The 18,682-nt window shown below is 69.4% G+C and carries 14 protein-coding genes; 11 read left to right on the top strand and 3 right to left on the bottom strand.

Translation table 11 applies throughout. The features are described from left to right. Positions 1-80: 80 nt before the first annotated feature. Positions 81-695 (bottom strand): DUF938 domain-containing protein, encoded by a 615-nt coding sequence (locus NQ204_RS06960; RefSeq protein WP_256643437.1) that lies wholly within the window; start codon positions 693-695, stop codon positions 81-83. Between the two features lie 624 nt (positions 696-1,319). Here NQ204_RS06960 and NQ204_RS06955 point away from each other — a divergent pair. Genes NQ204_RS06955 through NQ204_RS06915 form a run of 9 tightly spaced genes read left to right on the top strand, consistent with a single transcriptional unit; the run spans position 1,320 to position 13,663 of the window. Beyond that, complete coding sequence (locus tag NQ204_RS06955) at positions 1,320-2,951, top strand: TldD/PmbA family protein (protein WP_256643436.1); 1,632 nt, start codon at positions 1,320-1,322, stop codon at positions 2,949-2,951. A gap of 31 nt (positions 2,952-2,982) precedes the next feature. Continuing rightward, positions 2,983-4,617 carry a TldD/PmbA family protein gene (locus NQ204_RS06950; RefSeq protein WP_116865219.1) on the top strand — a complete coding sequence of 545 codons (1,635 nt, stop codon included), beginning with the start codon at positions 2,983-2,985 and terminating at the stop codon, positions 4,615-4,617. Between the two features lie 21 nt (positions 4,618-4,638). Continuing rightward, the gene (locus tag NQ204_RS06945; RefSeq protein ID WP_108767250.1) at positions 4,639-5,973 is read left to right on the top strand and encodes a TldD/PmbA family protein; all 1,335 of its coding nucleotides are present in this window, start codon (positions 4,639-4,641) and stop codon (positions 5,971-5,973) included. Further along, positions 5,973-6,680 (top strand): DUF4159 domain-containing protein, encoded by a 708-nt coding sequence (locus tag NQ204_RS06940; protein WP_200750945.1) that lies wholly within the window; start codon positions 5,973-5,975, stop codon positions 6,678-6,680. Before NQ204_RS06945 ends, NQ204_RS06940 begins: the two co-directional genes overlap by 1 nt. 13 nt (positions 6,681-6,693) lie before the next feature. Then, the gene (locus NQ204_RS06935; protein ID WP_256643435.1) at positions 6,694-7,677 is read left to right on the top strand and encodes an AAA family ATPase; all 984 of its coding nucleotides are present in this window, start codon (positions 6,694-6,696) and stop codon (positions 7,675-7,677) included. A gap of 7 nt (positions 7,678-7,684) precedes the next feature. Continuing rightward, a complete protein-coding gene (locus NQ204_RS06930; protein WP_116865216.1) occupies positions 7,685-8,581 on the top strand; it encodes a DUF58 domain-containing protein in 897 nt (298 codons plus the stop codon). Beyond that, entirely contained in the window at positions 8,578-9,696 is a 1,119-nt protein-coding gene (locus tag NQ204_RS06925; RefSeq protein WP_256643434.1) for a BatA domain-containing protein, read from the top strand. The genes NQ204_RS06930 and NQ204_RS06925 overlap by 4 nt, the downstream gene beginning before the upstream one ends. Further along, positions 9,693-11,858, top strand: coding sequence for a DUF4175 domain-containing protein (locus NQ204_RS06920; protein WP_256643433.1), 2,166 nt, complete (start codon positions 9,693-9,695; stop codon positions 11,856-11,858). The genes NQ204_RS06925 and NQ204_RS06920 overlap by 4 nt, the downstream gene beginning before the upstream one ends. Beyond that, entirely contained in the window at positions 11,855-13,663 is a 1,809-nt protein-coding gene (locus tag NQ204_RS06915; protein WP_256643432.1) for a serine/threonine-protein kinase, read from the top strand. The genes NQ204_RS06920 and NQ204_RS06915 overlap by 4 nt, the downstream gene beginning before the upstream one ends. Before the next feature lie 57 nt (positions 13,664-13,720). On the opposite strand, the gene NQ204_RS06910 is transcribed toward NQ204_RS06915, so the two are convergent. Both NQ204_RS06910 and NQ204_RS06905 read right to left on the bottom strand, forming a co-directional pair. Beyond that, on the bottom strand, positions 13,721-14,395 hold the full coding sequence (locus NQ204_RS06910) for a hypothetical protein (RefSeq protein WP_256643431.1): 675 nt from the start codon (positions 14,393-14,395) through the stop codon (positions 13,721-13,723). Positions 14,396-14,432: 37 nt separating this feature from the next. Further along, entirely contained in the window at positions 14,433-14,927 is a 495-nt protein-coding gene (locus tag NQ204_RS06905) for a hypothetical protein (protein WP_116865179.1), read from the bottom strand. Between the two features lie 198 nt (positions 14,928-15,125). On the opposite strand from NQ204_RS06905, the gene NQ204_RS06900 reads away from it, so the two are divergent. Continuing rightward, positions 15,126-17,615, top strand: coding sequence for a DEAD/DEAH box helicase (locus tag NQ204_RS06900; protein WP_256643430.1), 2,490 nt, complete (start codon positions 15,126-15,128; stop codon positions 17,613-17,615). Continuing rightward, entirely contained in the window at positions 17,612-18,634 is a 1,023-nt protein-coding gene (locus NQ204_RS06895; RefSeq protein ID WP_256643429.1) for a ribonuclease H-like domain-containing protein, read from the top strand. Before NQ204_RS06900 ends, NQ204_RS06895 begins: the two co-directional genes overlap by 4 nt. Positions 18,635-18,682 lie beyond the last annotated feature (48 nt).

Raw genomic sequence — 18,682 nt, 5'->3', positions numbered from 1 at the left:
CCCCCCCCCCCCCCCCCCCCCCCCCCCCCCCCCCCCCCCCCCCCCCCCCCCCCCCCCCCCCCCCCCCCACTACCGGGGGTTCAGCCTAACCGCCACAGCAGCAGGCGGTTGTTGGCCGGCATCGCCACGTCGCGGAGGCGGGTGAAGCCGTTGTCTTCGGCCAGCGCCTGCACGGCTTCCACATCGCGGATGCCGCTGCGCGGGTCGCGCGCCTTCAGCCAGGCATCGAACTGCGCGTTGCTGTCGCTGGTGTAGCGCCCGCCGTAGTTGAACGGGCCGTAGACCGCCAGCAGCGCACCGTGGCGCAGCAGCGGCGGTAGCGCGGCGAACAACGCCTGCACGTGCTCCCAGCCCATGATGTGAAGGGTATTGGCGCTGAACGCCGCATCGAAGGAACTGCCCTCGGGCAGGGTCAGGCCCGGTGCCGGCGGCAGTTCCACCTGCAGCGCCAGCGGCGACAGCAGGTTGAGCAGCGCCGCCTCGGCGCGCCAGGCCTCGATGCCAGACAGATGGTCCGGATGGTCGCTGGGCTGCCAGCGCAGCCACGGCCAGCGCTCGGCGAAGAAGGCCGCGTGCTGGCCGGTGCCGCTGCCGATTTCCAGCACTCGATGCCGGTCGCCCATCCATGGGTCGAGCGCGGCCGCGATCGGTTCGCGGTTGCGTTCGCAGGCTTCTGAATACGGCTTGCTCGACATCGGAGAACGTCCAGGCGGGGTCAGCCTCATTGTGCACGAGGGGGTTACTGAGCAGGGCTGCGCCCTGCACCCGTAGAGGCCGAAGCCGAAGCAACTGCAAAAGCTGGCTTCCTGTGGGATGGCGGGGTGGGTCCGGTTGAGGGGGACGCCGTAAACCCATCCATGGGGGCTTGGTCGCGGCATCCATGCCGCTCACACCCCCTCAACCGGACCCACCCCGCCTTCGACAGTTGACCGCGATCTGACCCCGGATTCATTTCGATATCTGACAGAAAAATCGTGTCGACCAAGGTCGACACCTACCAACAGCCGCGGGGAACTGTCAGAGGTGGGGCGGTGTCGGATTGCGGGGTGTCCGCGGCATGGATGCCGCGGCCAAGCCCCCATGGATGGGTCTACGGCGTCCCCGCAATCCGACACCACCCCGCCATCCCACGGAATGCCAGCTTTTGACGTTGCTCTGGCCCTGGCCTCTGCGGGTGCAGGGCGCAGCCCTGCCGAAACCCACCCCTACCATGACTGCAGTCACTTGCCCGATCGCCCCGCGCTGGCGAAAGTCGGACAGTTCAAGTGATCGGAGTGGTCCTTTGCCCTCCGCACAGGTGTGAAAGAGAGAGAGACGCTGTGCAACGACGTGAGTTCCTGGCGTATTCCGGTCTGGGCCTTGCCGGCCTGGTGCTGCCGCATTCGCGGCTGATCGCGGCCGAGCAGCTGCTCGCGCCGGTGGATACCGCCCAGCGCCGGCGCCTGGCCGAGGTCGCCCTCGCCGCCGCGCGTACGGCCAAGGCCAGCTACTGCGACGTGCGCATCGGCCGCTACCTCAACCAGTCGGTGGTCACCCGCGTACACCAGGTCGGCAACGTGACCAACCGCGAGTCGTCCGGCGTGGGCGTGCGGGTCCTGGTCAACGGTGCCTGGGGCTTCGCCGCCACCCACCAGCAGACCGAGGCCGCCGTGCGCGGCGCGGTCGAGCAGGCCACGGCCATTGCCCGTGCCAACGCCAGCATCCAGACCCGTCCGGTGCAGCTGGCACCGACGCCGGCGGTCGGTGAGGTGCGCTGGCAGACCCCGGTGCGGAAGAACGCCATGGACGTGCCGATCCAGGACAAGATCGAACTGCTGCTGGCGCTCAACGGCGCCGCGCTCGATGCCGGCGCCGACTTCATCAATTCCACGCTGTTCCTGGTCAACGAACAGAAGTACTTCGCCTCCAGCGACGGCTCCTTCATCGACCAGGACATCCACCGCATCTGGCTGCCGTTCACCGCTACCGCCATCGACAAGGCCAGCGGCAAGTTCCGCACCCGTGCCGGGCTGTCCTCGCCGATGGGCATGGGCTATGAATTCCTCGATGGCGATGCGCGCGGCAAGGTACAGCTGCCCGGCGGCCTCACCGCCTACCGCGATTCCTACGACCCGGTCGAGGACGCCATCGCCGCCGCCCGCCATGCGCGCGAAAAGCTGAAGGCGCCCTCGGTGAAGCCCGGCAAGTACGACCTGGTGCTGGACCCGTCCAACCTGTTCCTGACCATCCACGAGAACGTCGGCCACCCGCTGGAACTGGACCGCGTGCTGGGCTACGAGGCCAACTACGCCGGCACCAGTTTCGCCACCCTGGACAAGCGCGATGCCGGTTTCCGCTGGGGCAGCGACCTCGTCACCTTCTTCGCCGACAAGACCCAGCCGGGCAGCCTCGGTGCGGTCGGCTACGACGATGAAGGGGTGAAGACGCAGCGCTGGGACCTGGTGCGTGATGGCGTGCTGGTCGATTACCAGGCCACCCGCGATGAGGCCCATATCCTCGGTCGCGAGGCCTCGCATGGCTGCAGCTACGCCGATTCCTGGTCCAGCGTGCAGTTCCAGCGCATGGCCAATGTCTCGCTGGCACCGGGCAAGGCGCCGCTGAGCGTGGACGACATGATCAAGGACGTGGAGAACGGCATCTGGATCCACGGCCGCGGCTCCTATTCCATCGACCAGCAGCGCTACAACGCGCAGTTCGGCGGCCAGCTCTACTACCAGATCAAGGACGGCAAGATCGCCGGCATGGTCGAGGATGCGGCCTACCAGATCCGCACGCCGGAGTTCTGGAACGCGTGCACCGCGATCTGCGACCAGCGTGACTTCCGCCTCGGCGGTTCCTTCTTCGACGGCAAGGGCCAGCCCGCGCAGGTATCGGCGGTCTCGCACGGGTCGTCCACCACCCGTTTCAACGGCATCAACATCATCAATACCGCGCGCAGTCTCGGCGCCTGAGTCGTCCCATCCTTCGACGTGGAGAGCTGCCTTGCAGAGACGTGACTTCCTTGCCCTGACCGGGCTTACCGCGGGCGGCCTGATCGTGCCGTCGTTCTTCGGCAAGGCGATCGCCGCCGAGCAGCTGCAGTCCAGTCTCGACCTGGGGCTGAAGAAGCGCCTGGCCGATGCCGCGCTGCAGGCCGCCCGCAGCGCCGGCGCCACCTACTGCGATGTGCGCATCGGCCGCTACCTGCGGCAGTTCGTGATCACCCGCGAGGACAAGGTGCAGAACGTGGTGAACACGGAGTCGACCGGCGTCGGCATCCGCGTGATCGTCAACGGCGCCTGGGGCTTCGCCGCCACCAATGCGCTGGGCACCGCCGACGTGGCCCGCGCCGCGCAGCAGGCCGCCGCGATTGCCAAGGCCAACGCAGGCGTGCAGACCGCACCGGTGCAGCTGGCCAAGGCGCCGGGCGTGGGTGAAGTGAGCTGGCGCACGCCGATCCGCAAGAACGCCATGGACGTGCCGATCAAGGAGAAGGTCGACCTGCTGCTGGACGTCAACGCGGCCGCGATGGGCGCCGGTGCCAGTTTCGTCAACTCGATGCTGTTCCTGGTCAACGAGCAGAAGTACTTCGCCTCCACCGATGGTTCCTACATCGACCAGGACGTGCACCGCATCTGGGCACCGATGACGGTCACCGCCATCGACAAGGCCAGCGGCAAGTTCCGCACCCGCGAAGGCCTGTCCGCACCGATGGGCCTGGGCTACGAGTACCTGGACGGCGCCGCCGCCGGCAAGGTGCTCACCCCCAATGGCGTGGTGAACTACGGCTCCTCCTACGACATGAAGGAAGACGCCATCGCTGCGGCCAAGCAGGCGCAGGAGAAGCTGAAGGCGCCTTCGGTGAAGCCCGGCAAGTACGACCTGATCCTCGATCCCTCGCACACCTGGCTGACCATCCACGAGTCGATCGGCCACCCGCTCGAACTCGACCGCGTGCTCGGTTACGAAGCCAACTACGCCGGCACCAGCTTCGCCACCCTGGACAAGCGCGAGCAGCATTTCCAGTACGGCAGCGAGCACGTCAACATCTTCGCCGACAAGACCCAGCCGGGCAGCCTCGGCGCGGTCGCTTACGACGATGAAGGCGTGAAGTGCAAGCGCTGGGACCTGATCAGCAACGGCAAACTGGTGGACTACCAGACCATCCGCGACCAGGCCCACATCCTCGGCAAGACCGAGTCCGATGGCTGCTGCTACGCCGATTCCTGGTCCAGCGTGCAGTTCCAGCGCATGGCCAACGTGTCGATGGCGCCGGGCAAGACCCCGCTCAGCGTTCCGGACATGATCAAGGACGTCGAGAACGGCATCTACATCATCGGCGACGGCTCGTTCTCCATCGACCAGCAGCGCTACAACGCGCAGTTCGGCGGCCAGCTGTTCTACGAGATCAAGAACGGCAAGATCACCCGCATGCTGGAAGACGTGGCCTACCAGATCCGCACGCCGGAGTTCTGGAACGCCTGCACCGCCGTGGCCGACGAACGCGACTACCGCCTGGGCGGTTCATTCTTCGACGGCAAGGGCCAGCCGGGCCAGGTCTCGGCGGTCTCGCATGGCTCGTCCACCGCGCGCTTCAACGGCATCAACGTCATCAACACCGCACGCAGCCTCGGCTGACCGGTCAGGAGCCCTTACACCATGAGTATCTTCACCGAAGCCCAGGCCAAGGCCATCCTCGACAAGGTCATCGCCCTGTCCAAGGCCGATGAGTGCACCGCCGTACTGGCCGGTTCCATCAACGGCAACATCCGTTTCGCCCTGAACAACGTGTCCACCAGTGGCATCGTGGACAACACCGAGCTGGCCGTCACCGTGGCCTTCGGCAAGCGCGTGGGCACCGCCTCGATCAACGAGTTCGACGATGCCGCGCTGGAACGCGTGGTCCGCCGCGCCGAGGACCTGGCCCGCCTGGCCCCGGAAAACCCGGAATTCATGCCGGCCATCGGCAAGCAGACCTACCGCGCCAGCCCTACCTTCAGCGAATCCACCGCCGCCATCGATCCGGCGTTCCGCGCCAAGGTCGCCGCCGATTCCATCGCGCCGTGCCGTGGCAACGGCCTGATCGCCGCCGGCTTCCTGGAAGATGGCCAGGGCTTCTATGCCACCGCCAACAGCAACGGCAACTTCGGCTACCAGCGCAGCACAAGCTTCGACTACACCTGCACCGTGCGCACCGAAGACGGCCGCGGTTCGGGCTGGGTCGGCCGCAACCTGAAGGACGCGGCGGACTTCAAGGCCGACCAGGACATCCGCATCGCCATGCGCAAGGCCACCGAATCCTCGGAAGCCAAGGCGCTGGAACCGGGCAAGTACACGGTCATCCTCGAGCCGGCCGCCGCCGCCGGCCTGATCAGCTTCATGATGAACTTCTTCAGCGCGCGCTCGGCCGATGAAGGCCGCAGCTTCCTGTCCAAGAAGGGCGGTGGCAACAAGCTGGGCGAGCAGGTCTACGACCCGCGCGTGAGCATGTACGCCGACCCGTGGCATGCCGACGCACCGGTGCTGCCGTGGGATGGCGAGGGCATGCCGCGCGAGCGCATGGCCATCATCGAGAACGGCAAGGTCGCCAACCTGGACTACTCGCGCTTCTGGGCACAGAAGCAGGGCAAGACCGCCAAGGCCACGCCGGGCAACCTGCTGATGAGCGGTGGCGACAAGAGCACCGCCGATCTGGTGCGCGGCACCCAGAAGGGCATCCTGGTCACCCGCACCTGGTACATCCGCATGGTCGACCCGCAGACCGTGCTGCTGACCGGCCTGACCCGCGATGGCACCTTCTACATCGAGAACGGTCAGATCAAGCACCCGGTGAAGAATTTCCGCTTCAACGAATCGCCGGTCATCATGCTCAACAACATCGAAGAGCTGGGCAAGCCGGTGCGCGTGGCCGGTGATGAATCCAGCTACGTGATGATGATCCCGCCGATGAAGCTGCGCGATTTCACCTTCACCTCGCTGTCCGACGCGGTCTGATGGATCGGCGGGCCTGCCTGCGCTGGTTGGCCGCTGCCGCTTCGGCGGCGGCGCTGCCGGCCTTCGCGCAGGCAGGCCCGCGCAGTTCGCGCTACGACTTCTGGTTCACCCGCCTGCAGTACGACTCCGGAGATTGGGACGTGGACGCGCGCATGCCGTCCAACCTGATCACCTCGCTGATCGACTACACCTCGCTGCGCGTCGACCCGCAGGAACACGTGGTGGCCCTGGCCGACCCGCGCATGCTGGAGGCGCCGTTCTGCTACCTGGCCGGGCACACGCTGGTGGAGTTCAACGCCGCCGAGCGGCAGAACTTCGTGCGCTACGTGCGCAACGGCGGCTTCGTCTTCGTCGACGACTGCAACCATGACATCGACGGTCTGTTCGCCACCTCGTTCGAGGCACAGATGGGCCGGCTGTTCGGGCCCAGGGCCCTGCAGAAGCTGCCCAACAGCCATGCGCTTTACCGCAGCTTCTTCCGCTTCCCCGACGGCCCGCCCGCCACCGGCTTCGAGCTCAACGGCTGGGGCGATGACCTCGTGCACGACTACCTGAAGGGTATCGAGGTCGATGGCCGCCTGGGCCTGCTCTACAGCAACAAGGATTACGGCTGCGAGTGGGACTACGACTGGCGCAACAAGCGCTTCCTGGCCGAAGACAACACCCGCTTCGGCGTCAACATCGTGATGTACGCGTTGAACAATTGAACGGACCACCGCCATGACCTCCCTCGATCTCGATTCCCTGCTGCCGCGCCTGGATGGGCTGCGCAGCGCCCTGGCCCGCGCCGTGGTCGGCCAGCACACGGTGGTCGAGCAGCTGCTGATCGGCCTGCTGGCCGGTGGCCACTGCCTGCTGGAAGGCGCGCCCGGCCTGGGCAAGACCCTGCTGGTGCGCTCGCTGGGGCAGGCACTGGAGCTGCAGTTCCGGCGCGTGCAGTTCACCCCCGACCTGATGCCCAGCGACATCCTCGGCACCGAACTGCTGGAAGAAGACCACGGCACCGGCCACCGCCACTTCCGCTTCCAGAAAGGCCCCATCTTCACCCACCTGCTGCTGGCCGACGAGCTCAACCGCACCCCGCCCAAGACCCAGGCGGCGCTGCTGGAAGCCATGCAGGAACGCACGGTCAGCCATGCGGGCACCACGCGCGAGCTGCCCGCGCCATTCTTCGTGCTGGCCACGCAGAACCCGATCGAGCAGGCCGGCACCTACCCGCTGCCGGAAGCACAGCTGGACCGCTTCCTGCTGCACGTGCTGGTGGACTATCCCAGCGAAGACGAAGAGCGCCGCATCATCGAACAGACCACCGGCGGTGCCACCGAAGCGGTGCCGAAGGTGATGGACGCCGAGGCGGTGATCGCCCTGCAGGCCGCCGTGCGCCAGGTGCATGTCAGCCCCGATGTGCTGGCCTGGATCACCCGACTGGTACGCGCCAGCCGCCCCGGCGACGGCGCACCGGCCGCGATCAACCAGTGGGTGAAGTGGGGCGCCGGCCCGCGTGCCGGGCAGTCGCTGGTGCTGGCCGCCAAGGCGCGTGCACTGCTGCAGGGCCGCTTTGCCGCCACCCGCGAGGATGTGCAGGCGCTGGCCGCGCCGGTGATGCGCCATCGCCTGCTGCTGTCCTTCGCCGCCGAAGCCGAACAGAAGCGCGCCGACGACGTGGTCGCGGCGCTGCTGCAGGCCGTGCCCTTCCCGGGTTGAAGCACGCGTGAGCACCGGTACACCGCTGACGCTGCCACCGGAACTGCGTGCGCGCCTGCGCACGTTGCGCCTGCGGCCGCGCCTGGCCAGCGGCGCCAGCGGCATCGGCCAGCACGCCAGCCGCAGCCGCGGTGCCGGCCTGGAATTCGCCCAGTACCGCGCCTACGAACCCGGCGACGAACTGCGCCAGATCGACTGGAAGTTGTACGCGCGCTCGGACCGCTTCTTCGTGCGCGAATCCGAACGCGAAAGCCCGATCACTGTCTGGCTGCTGCTCGATGCCACCGCCTCGGCCGGCCAGGCCGACCGCGCCGCGCCGCAGCGCACGCGTCTGGACCACATGCGCGGGCTGGCCGCCTGCCTGGTCGAGCTGGCCCTGCAGCAGGGCGATCGTTTCGGCCTGCTGGCGATCAACGGCGATGGCCTGCAGCTGGTACCAGCCGGCCACGGCGCGCGCCAGCGTGACCGCGTGCACCTGCAACTGCATGCCCTGCAGGCGCGCGGTGGCTGGCCAGCCGCCGACCGCCTGCGCCCGCTGTGGGAACGCGTGCGCCCGGGCGATCTGCTGCTGGCCATCGGCGATGGCTTCGATGAAACCAGCATCGTGCTGCTGGAACACCTGGCCAGCGCACGCCGCGAGGTGATGCTGCTGCAGGTGCTGACCGCCGACGAGCGTGACTTCCCCTTCGATGCCGGCCATCGCTTCCGCGATCCGGAAACCGGCGAGGAACTGCTGGGCGATGGCGCCGCGATCCGAGCCGACTACCTGCAGCGCTTCGCTGCCGCACACAGCGCCCTGCAGGCACGCCTGCAGGCCAGCGGCATCGCCAGCGCCACCGGTTGGCTCGACCATCCGCTGGACCAGCCGCTGCAGGCGCTGTTCGGCCGCGGGGGCGGCGCATGAACCTGCTGTTCCCGCTGGGCTTGGCCGCACTGGCCGCGTGGCTGCTGCCACTGCTGATCCACCTCGCCCGGCGCCATCCGTACACGCCGTTGGATTTCGCCGCATTGCGTTGGCTGCGCGCACAGATCCGCCCGCGCCAGCGCATCCGCTTCGATGATTGGCCGCTGCTGCTGGTGCGCCTGCTGTTGCTGGCCGCACTGGCGCTGCTGCTGGCGCGCCCGGCGCTGACCGGCAGCGCAGCACCGCCCAGCGCCTGGACCGTGGTCGCCCCCGGGCTGGATGCCCGCGCACTGCGCGGCACCGGCGAAGAGGGCAACTGGCATTGGCTGGCGCCTGGCTTCCCGACCGTCGAACAACCAGCACCCACGACACCTGTGGCGCTTGCGAGCCTGCTGCGCGAACTCGACGCGCAGCTGCCCGCCGGCACCGCGCTGACCGTACATGTGCCCGACCCGCTGCCCGGCCTCGATGGCGCACGCCTGCAGGTGTCGCGCAGCGTGCAGTGGCAGGCGCATGCCGTGCCCGTTGCGAGCACGCAGGCAGCACTGTCCCGGCCACGCCTGCGCGTGCATGCCGAGGCACCGGACAGCGCGCGGCACTGGATCGGCGCCCTGCAGCGTGCGTGGAGCATCCAGCCTGCCGCCGCCGAGCTGCCTGCCGACACACTGCCCGCACCCGGCGAGATTGCGGTGTGGGGCCGTAGCGATGCACTGCCGGCGGCATGGCAGGCCTGGCTGCGCGAAGGCGGCAGCGTGATGACCGCGGCCAGACCTGATGCTGCCGCCACGGTGGTGCTGCGAAGTGCCGAGGGTGCACCGCTGCTGTGGCAGCAGCGCGTCGGCCAGGGTCGCCTGCTGTCGCTGCCCGGCGAATGGGACGCCGCCCACAACGGCGCACTGCGTGATGCCCGCTTGCCGCAGGCCCTGCTGCTGGCCCTGCAGCCACCAGCGCCACCGCGCGTGGGCGATGCGCGCGATCACGCACCGCAGCAGGCGGTACTGCCCGTGAACGCCGCCGCACCACGCGAGCTGACCCCGTGGCTGCTGCTGGCCATCGTGCTGCTGTTCGCGCTGGAGCGCGGAATGGCCAGTCGCGCTGCGCGGAGGCCGGCATGAACGCGTTGCAGCGCAGCTGGCAGCGCGCACGTCGCCGCCGCGCCAGCATCACTGTGCTGCTTGGCCTGCCGTGGGCGCTGGCCGCCACCGCGCTGACCCTGCGCCTGGGCGGCTTCGATGCCGCCTGCGTGGTCGGCACGCTGGCCCTGCTGGCCTGCGCCGGCGTGGCCGTCGCGCGTGCTCGCCAGATGGACCGGCGCTGGCTGCAGCGCCAGCTCGATGGCAGCGGCCGCAGCGAGGACAGCGCCGATCTGCTGTTTGCCGAGGTCGCCCGCCTCAACCCGTTGCAGCAGCGCCAGCGCGCGCATGTGCTGGCGACGCTGGAACGCACGATGCCGGACCTGCGCCCGCGCTGGCCGCGCGCCGCACTGGCGCTGTGCTGGATCGCCGGCCTGGCCATCGCCCTGCTCGCGCTGGGCTGGCCACGCAGCGCGTGCGTCTCCGCAGGCATCGGAGCCACGGCAACGGCACCCACGGCGGCTGCCCGTCCGCTGCAGCTGCAGTCGACCCGCCTGCAGATCGATGCACCGGCGTACACCGGCCAGGCCACGCTCACCCAGAACGCACTGGACGCCAAGGTGGCCGCGGACAGCCGCCTGTCGTGGTCGGTGCGTTTCGACCACACGCCCAGCAAGGCATGGCTGCAGTTCCACGACGGGCGACGGCTGCCCCTGCGCGAGCACGACGGCCAATGGCAGGCACAGGACGTAGCCCGTGCGCCGGTGCTGTACCGCGTGGTCAGCGAGCCCGCCCTGGCCAGCACCCGCCTGTACCGGCTGGATGTGGTGCCCGACCGCGCGCCCAGCGTGCGCGTGCTGGAACCGGCCGCCAGCCTGGTACTGGGCACGCCCGGGCAGCGGCAGTGGGCGCTGCGCTTCGAAGCCAGCGATGACTACGGCGTAGCCGCGCAGGCAAAGCTGTCGATCACCACCACCCAGGGCAGCGGCGAGAACATCACCTTCGTCCAGCGCAGCGTCACCCTCACCGGCAGCGGCGAACCCACCGCGCGGCGCTTCGCCCACACCCTCGATCTGGTCGCACTCGGCGCGCAGCCCGGCAATGATGTGATCGCACAGCTGGAAGTACGCGACAACCATGCCCCCAACGCGCAGACCGGGCGCAGCAGCAGCGTGATCCTGCGCCTGCCCACCACCGAAGTCGCGCTCGGTGCCGAACTGGAAGGCCGCATCAAGAAGACGTTGCCTGCCTACTTCCGCAGCCAGCGGCAGATCATCATCGACGCCGAAGCACTCATCAGCCAACGCCGCAGCTTGGCTGCCGATGATTTCATCAAGCGCAGCGATGCCATCGGCGTCGACCAGCGCATCCTGCGCCTGCGCTACGGCCAGTTCCTCGGTGAGGAAAGCGAAGGCGCGCAGAAGACACCGCCGACCAGCGACCTGCCCACCAGCGATGCACCCACGGCGGACGCGCACGATCACGACGACGACCACGGACATGCCCAGGCCGGCGCGCACGACGACCACGATCATGACCACGGCAGTACCGCCGGCAACGCCGACACGCCACCGGTGTTCGGCAGCGCCACCGACGTGCTGTCCGAGTACGGCCACACCCACGACCACGCCGAGGCCGCCACTCTGCTCGACCCGCAGACCCGCGCCACGCTGAAGGCCGCGCTGGACCAGATGTGGTCGTCCGAGGGTGAGCTGCGCCAGGGCCGCCCGGAGCAGGCGCTGCCGTTCGCCTACAAGGCGCTGGCCTTCATCAAGCAGGTGCAGCAGGCCGAGCGCATCTATCTGGCCCGCGTCGGCCCGGAACTGCCACCGATCGACGAGGGCCGACGGCTGGGCGGCGACCGCGCCGGCCTGGCCAGCCGCGAGCTGCCGCTGGCCGCACGCACGCCGCCGGACCCGGCCATCGTCGAGGCCTGGCAGCGGCTGGGCGACGGTGATGGCACGCCTGACCTGGACGCTTTGGCCACGTGGCAGCAGCGCAACGCCGCCTTCCTGCCCGATGCCCTCGACCTTGCCGCCGCCATTGAACAGCTGCGCATCGAACCGGACTGCAGCGACTGCCGCCAGCGCCTGCGCGCGCAGCTGTGGCGCGCCCTGCAGCGTCCGTTGCCGCAGGTGATGCGGCGCACCGCCACCGATGCGATGGGCCAGCGTTATCTCGATGCGCTGGAGGTGCAGCCATGAATGCCATTGCATTGAACCTGTGGCTGGCCGTGGCACTGGCGGTCATCGTCATCCTCGCCAGCGTCCCGCAACTGCGCGCCACCACCGCCCATCACGGCCAGCGCGCGGCACGGCTGGGCCTTCAGGCCATCGCCGCCGTGCTGCTGTACTTCTGCCTGCTGCCGCCCAGCCAGCAGCTGCCTGCGGGCGGCCTGGTGGTGCTCACTGCCGATGCGGCGGCTGCCGGCGCGTTACCAGCCAGCGATGGCCCGCTGCTGCTGTTGCCAGAGGCGGCGGATGTGCCGGGCGGCCAGCGCGCAGCTGATCTGGCCACGGCGCTGCGCCAGCACCCGGCCACCACGTTGACCCTGGTCGGCGCCGGCCTGGCCGCGCGTGATCGCGACGCGTCGCTGCCGCCGCACGTGAGCTGGCAGGCCTCTCCTGCGCCGCGTGGCTGGATCGCGCTGCAGCCACCTGCCGACACCGCACCCGGTGCGCGCTTCGAGGTGCGCGCGCAGGCACACGGTGTCACCACGGGCCGCGCCGAACTGCTGGACCCGGCCGACACCGTGGTCGATCGCGTGGCCGTGGCCGCCGATGGCCGCGTGCAGCTCAGCGGCATCGCCCGTGCGCCGGGCCGCAGCGTCTTCCATCTGCGCCTGCTGGATGCGCAGGCCCATGTGCTGGACAGCGTGCCGGTGCCGCAGCAGACACTGGCGGCCACACCGCTGCGCCTGCTGGTGCGTGCCAGCGCGCCCGGGCCGGAACTGAAGTACCTGCGTCGCTGGGCCACCGATGCCGGCCTGCGCGTGCAGGTGCAGGCCGACACCGGCGCTGGGCTCAGCGTGGGCGATGGCGCAGTGGCGCTGGATGCGGCCACACTGGCGCGCAGCGACCTGCTGCTGCTCGACGAGCGCAGCCTGGCGGCGTTGAGCGCGGGGCAACTGACCGCGGTGCGCCAGGCACTACGTAACGGCCTCGGGGTGCTGCTCCGCAGCGCCGGCGCTCCATCGGCCAGCGCGCGGCAACGCCTGCGTGACCTCGGCCTGCCGGTGCAGGGCGATGGCAGCAGCCACGCCGTCGAACTGCCTGGCGATGGCGAAAGCGCGATGCTCGCCGCACGGCGCGGCCCGCTGGACTCGGCCACCCTGCCTACCGCCGATGGCGAAGCGGCGGACCGCAGCTCGCACAGCGCCGCCCTGCCCTCGCTGGAGGCGCTCGCGCTGCAGGTCAACGACGGCAGCGCCCTGCTGCACGACACTGCGGGCCAGCCCCTTGGTGGCTGGCGCAGCGTCGGCAAGGGCCGCATCGGCCTGCTGCCGGTCACCGACAGCTGGCGCTGGGTGCTGGCCGGCCGCGATGATCGCCACGGCGAACTGTGGAGCGGTGTGGTCGCCACGCTGGCGCGCGCGCAGCCCGGCACGGACGCGCTGTGGTCACCGCAGGCGCAGGCCTGGCTGGGCGAGCGCGTCGCGCTGTGTGGCGTGCAGGCCCCGCTGCAGGCGTTCGATGCGAAGGGCGCGGGCGTGCCGCTGGTCGTCGATGCCACTACCTCGTCGATGCGCTGTGCCGGATGGTGGCCGCAGGCAGCAGGCTGGCAGCGCCTGCAGCATGGCGACACGACCGTCTGGCGCTATGTGTTCGACGCGAAGGAGGCGGCGGCGCTGCATCGCCAGGCGATGAGCGATGCGACGACGCAGGCGTTGGCGATGGGAGCGCCTGCAGGTACCGCAGCAATGCAGCCGGTGCCCGGCTCACGCTGGCCGTGGTGGCTGGCGTTCGTGCTGTGCGCATCGCTGCTGTGGTGGCTGGAACGGCGGCGCTGAGCCACGGGGTCGGATCCCTTTCGCGTGCGAAAGGGCTCTGACCCCATCCATCACCAGTCAACGCGCCCCGGAGCGCCGGTACACCCCATCAAACCGCACGTTCATGCCGCCGCATTCGCTGTTGTCCGACACCACCAGCACATCGCCCAGCAACTGCGCGTGCACCGTGCAGCTGTCCTCGACGAACTCCACCTGGCTGCCGCGCGGCGTGGCCTGCGCTTCCACCTGGCCCATGTTCGGCCCATACGGCCGCTGTTCCGGCGTGGGGTTGGCCGAGGGCCAGTAGGCATCACCTTCGACGTGAAGCTGGCTGCCACGCACCGAGATGCGCAGGCCGTTGTCGCCGTCCTTCCAGTCACCGGCCCAGCCTTGCAGCGTCGGGGTCACCCGTGCCACCGGCTGCAGCTTGCTGCGGTCGACCCAACCGGCACTGCCACCCACCTTGTTCGGGAAAAACGCGCAGCGGTATGGGCCCAGGTCACGTCCGGTCACCACCGTGTCACCGCTCACCACGTAGCTGCGCTGGCGGCAGGCGGGTTCGCCCTTGGCCGGGCAGCCGTCCATGTCGCCCAGCAGGTACAGGCGCTGCGTGCCCACCACCTTGGCCACGGCGAAATCCGATTGCGCGGAAGGGAACGCGCCGTTGCGGCACGAGCCGTCGTCGGCAAGGTCGCTGGCAGCGGCGGCCAGCGGGCTCAACGCAGCAAGCAGGAGAAAGGAACGCAGCAGCATCCAGGCAACCTCGTAAGGAAAGGCGGCAGGATAACGCCTACTTCCCGACCGCGGGATCGCAACCGCCCTGCTGCTCGCAGAACTGCTGTGCCCGGCGCCGCTGTTCGGGGGTCAGCTCCGGCGGCGGCCGTGCGATGGCGGCCTGGATCTGGTCGGGGCCACCGGTGAGCTTGTTCAGTCCGCGGCCGGCCGCCAGCACGCCCTTCACCACGCCCATCATGATGTAGCCACCGCCCATGCTCACCTGTTCCGGCGACGGCGGCTCGCTCCAGTCGCGGCTGAAACGGTTGTCGCCGAACTTCACGGGGTTCTTGAAGCGGTACAGATCCAGCGCCTCGTCCTCGGGCTTGAGCGCGCGTACTTCACCCAGGGTGGTGACATCGCCCTGCGGCGGCGCGGCGGCATCGGCGGGCGGCACCTCGCCTGCCGCAGGCGGATCGATCACGGGGTCAACCTGCTGCGCGTGCGCCGTGGCGGCCAGCATCATGCCGGCCAGAAGTGCTCCCTGCAGTTCCCGTCGTGCCACAGCCATCGCCCTGTCTGGTGCGTCCAATCCCCGAGGATACGCATCACGGCTTCAGATTTCGTTGGCTGCAGTACCGGCGTTCAGCCGGCGATGGCTGTGCCGCCGCACTGAATGGTTCACTGCATCCCGGCACGCGGTCTCACACCCTGAGACCCATCTGTGGTGCCATGTGACCCCTCGCAAACCGTCCCGGCTCCCTCCTCCATGGCCTACGAACTCGCCAAGCGCACGGCGGACGCCGAGCAGAAGCTCGCCACCCGCGACGGCCTGCCCGCGCGCGATGGCGCCCTGCTCAGTGCGCGCCTGCAGCGCCGCTACCACGACCGCATCACCGGCAGTTTCGCCATTCCCGGCCGCGAGGGCCGCTACGCGCCCATCCCCGATTCGGTGCCGCCCGCCCTGGCCGCCGCCCTGAAGGCACGCGGCATCGAACAGCTCTACAGCCACCAGGCAGAAGCGTGGGAGGCCAGCCAGCGCGGCGAGCACGTGGCCATCGTCACCCCCACCGCCAGCGGCAAGTCGCTGTGCTACACCCTGCCGGTGGTCAGCGCGGCCATGCAGGACAAGGCCAAGGCGCTGTACCTGTTCCCGACCAAGGCGCTGGCCCAGGACCAGGTGGCCGAGCTGCTCGAACTCAACCGCGCCGGAGACCTCGGCGTGAAGGCCTTCACCTTCGATGGCGACACTCCCGGCGATGCGCGCCAGGCCATCCGCCTGCACGGCGATATCGTGGTGTCCAACCCGGACATGCTGCACCAGGCCATCCTGCCCCACCACACCAAGTGGGCGCAGTTCTTCGAGAACCTGCGCTACATCGTCATCGACGAGGTGCACACCTACCGCGGCGTGTTCGGCAGCCACGTCACCAACGTGCTGCGTCGTCTCAAGCGCATCTGCGCGTTCTATGGCGTGCAACCGCAGTTCATCCTGTGCTCGGCCACCATCGGCAACCCGCAGGCGCATGCCGAAGCGCTGATCGAGGCACCGGTCACCGCCATCACCGAATCCGGCGCGCCCAGCGGGCCCAAGCAGGTGCTGCTGTGGAACCCGCCGGTGATCAACCCGGACCTGGGCCTGCGTGCCTCGGCACGCTCGCAGAGCAACCGCATCGCCCGCATCGCGATCAAATCCGGGCTGAAGACCCTGGTGTTCGCGCAGACGCGCCTGATGGTGGAAGTGCTGACCAAGTACCTGAAGGACATCTTCGACCACGACCCGCGCAGGCCGCCCCGCATCCGCGCCTACCGCGGTGGCTACCTGCCCACCGAGCGCCGCGAGACCGAGCGTGCGATGCGCGCGGGCAACATCGACGGCATCGTCAGCACCTCGGCGCTGGAGCTGGGCGTGGATATCGGCAGCCTCGACGTGGTCATCCTCAACGGCTACCCCGGCAGCGTTGCGGCCACCTGGCAGCGCTTCGGCCGCGCCGGTCGCCGCCAGCAGCCCGCGCTGGGCGTGATGGTGGCCAGCTCGCAGCCGCTGGACCAGTATGTGGTGCGACATCCGGATTTCTTCGCCGAGGCCTCGCCCGAGCACGCGCGCATCGCGCCGGACCAGCCGTTGATCCTGTTCGACCACATCCGCTGCGCGGCCTTCGAACTGCCGTTCCGGGTCGGCGATGGCTTCGGCCCGATCGATCCGGAAGTGTTCCTGGAAGCGCTGGCCGAAACCGAAGTCATCCATCGCGAAGGCGAGCGCTGGGAATGGATCGCCGACAGCTACCCGGCCAACGCGGTCAGCCTGCGTGCGGTGGCCGATGGCAACTTCGTGGTGGTCGACCGCAGCGATGGCCGCCAGCAGATCATCGCCGAAGTCGATTATTCCGCGGCCGCGCTCACGTTGTACGAAGGCGCGATCCACATGGTGCAGTCGACCCCGTACCAGGTGGAAACGCTGGACTGGGAAGGCCGCAAGGCCTACGTCACGCGCACCCACGTGGACTACTACACCGACAGCATCGACTTCACCAAGCTCAAGGTGCTGGACCGTTTCGATGGCGGCGTGGCCGGCCGTGGCGATTCGCACCATGGCGAAGTGCACGTGGTGCGCCGCGTGGCCGGCTACAAGAAGATCCGCTACTACACGCACGAGAACATCGGCTACGGCCCGGTGAACCTGCCCGACCAGGAACTGCATACCACTGCGGTGTGGTGGCAGCTGCCGCAGGCGTTGCTGCTGCGCGCGTTCGCCAGCAAGCAGGATGCGTTGGATGGTTTCCTCGGCGCGGCCTATGCGCTGCACATCGTCGCCACCGTGGCGGTGATGGCCGATGCGCGCGACCTGCAGAAATCGGTCGGCAACGGCGATGGCTCGTGGTTCGCGATCGCCGACCAGACCGGCCGTGGCCAGCTGCGCGGTGGCGAGGGTGATCCCGGCATCGTCGAGCTGCTGCAGGAGTTCGTGCCCACCGTCTATCTGTACGACAACTTCCCCGGCGGCGTCGGCCTCAGCGAGCCGCTGTGGCAGCGCCAGGCCGAACTGGTGCAGCGCGCGCGCGAGCTGGTGCAGCGCTGCGACTGCAAAGCCGGCTGCCCGGCCTGCGTGGGCCCGGTGCTGGCCGCGCAGGAAGAAGATGAAACCTCGCCGCGTGCGCTGGCGCTGCGCGTGCTCGACCTGTTCGATGCGCAGGCCTGCCAGCACGTGTGCGACGTGGTGGTGACCACGCGCGAGCCGATGGAGCTGCTGGCACCGTGAGCCTGAGCCTGGACAAGCTGCGCCTGCTGCGGAAGCAGGCCGGCGACCCGAAGGCGAGCACGCCGGCCGCGCCCGAGCCCCCACCGGCAACACCGGCCCCGGTAGCCGCCAACGATGCGCGGCAGCCTGCGGCCGAGCGCTCGGTGTTTGCCTGGGTCGAACAGGAGATCCGCCACAAGCCGACCGGCGCGGTGGCACCTGCCACGGCGCCGGCACCGCTGCGGCGGCCGGAAGTGGGCGGCCTGCATCGCCTGCTCGGCCTGCGCACGCGTGGTAGCGCCGCCCCGGTGCGGGCCAGCGCGCAGGACCGGCAGCTGCCCGGCGAGCAGATCGCACCGGGCCTGTTCCTGATCGAATCACTGCAGCCGCAGGCGATTCCCGCGCAGCCGCTGTCGCTGGATTTCGCCCGCCGCGATGGCGAGCACGTGGCCGCGCGCGACCTGCTGTTCTTCGATACCGAAACCACCGGCCTGGCCGGTGGCACCGGTACCCGTGCCTTCATGATCGGCGCCGCCGACTGGCATGCCTGCCCGCAGCGCGGCGAAGGCCTGCGCATCCGTCAACTGCTGATGTCCACCATGGCCGCCGAGGACGCGATGCTGGCCACCTTCGCCAGCTGGCTGCAGCCGTCCACCGTGTTCTGCAGCTACAACGGCCGCAGCTACGATGCACCGCTGCTGAAGTCACGCTACCGGCTGGCCCGGCAGCGCTGCCCGATCACCGCGCTGGACCATGTGGACCTGCTCTATCCCACCCGCCGGCGTTATCGCGGCAGCTGGGAGAACTGCAAACTCTCCACCATCGAGCGCCAGCTGCTGCGCGTGGTGCGCGAGGATGACCTGCCCGGTTCGGAAGCGCCTGCAGCATGGCTGCGTTACCTGCGCGGCGGCGATGCAGTGAACCTGCGCCGCGTGGCCGACCACAACCTCCAGGACGTGGTGACCCTGGCCCTGCTGCTGCAGCGGCTGATCCGCGAGGAACAGCGCGAGCGCGAAACGCTGGCGCTGGTGCAGCCCTAGCCTGGCGCGGGTTCAGGCGGCGTTGACACCACTGACACGCGCAGCGGC

Source organism: Stenotrophomonas testudinis, from assembly GCF_024499815.1.
GTDB lineage: Bacteria > Pseudomonadota > Gammaproteobacteria > Xanthomonadales > Xanthomonadaceae > Stenotrophomonas.
This window is presented reverse-complemented; position numbering and strand designations above follow the sequence as displayed.

Coding starts and splice junctions, on each gene's coding strand:
- NQ204_RS06960 (WP_256643437.1), bottom strand. CDS start 695: ATGTCGAGCAAGCCGTATTCAGAAGCCTGCGAACGCAACCGCGAACCG.
- NQ204_RS06945 (WP_108767250.1), top strand. CDS start 4,639: ATGAGTATCTTCACCGAAGCCCAGGCCAAGGCCATCCTCGACAAGGTC.
- NQ204_RS06940 (WP_200750945.1), top strand. CDS start 5,973: ATGGATCGGCGGGCCTGCCTGCGCTGGTTGGCCGCTGCCGCTTCGGCG.
- NQ204_RS06935 (WP_256643435.1), top strand. CDS start 6,694: ATGACCTCCCTCGATCTCGATTCCCTGCTGCCGCGCCTGGATGGGCTG.
- NQ204_RS06925 (WP_256643434.1), top strand. CDS start 8,578: ATGAACCTGCTGTTCCCGCTGGGCTTGGCCGCACTGGCCGCGTGGCTG.
- NQ204_RS06920 (WP_256643433.1), top strand. CDS start 9,693: ATGAACGCGTTGCAGCGCAGCTGGCAGCGCGCACGTCGCCGCCGCGCC.
- NQ204_RS06915 (WP_256643432.1), top strand. CDS start 11,855: ATGAATGCCATTGCATTGAACCTGTGGCTGGCCGTGGCACTGGCGGTC.
- NQ204_RS06910 (WP_256643431.1), bottom strand. CDS start 14,395: ATGCTGCTGCGTTCCTTTCTCCTGCTTGCTGCGTTGAGCCCGCTGGCC.
- NQ204_RS06905 (WP_116865179.1), bottom strand. CDS start 14,927: ATGGCTGTGGCACGACGGGAACTGCAGGGAGCACTTCTGGCCGGCATG.
- NQ204_RS06900 (WP_256643430.1), top strand. CDS start 15,126: ATGGCCTACGAACTCGCCAAGCGCACGGCGGACGCCGAGCAGAAGCTC.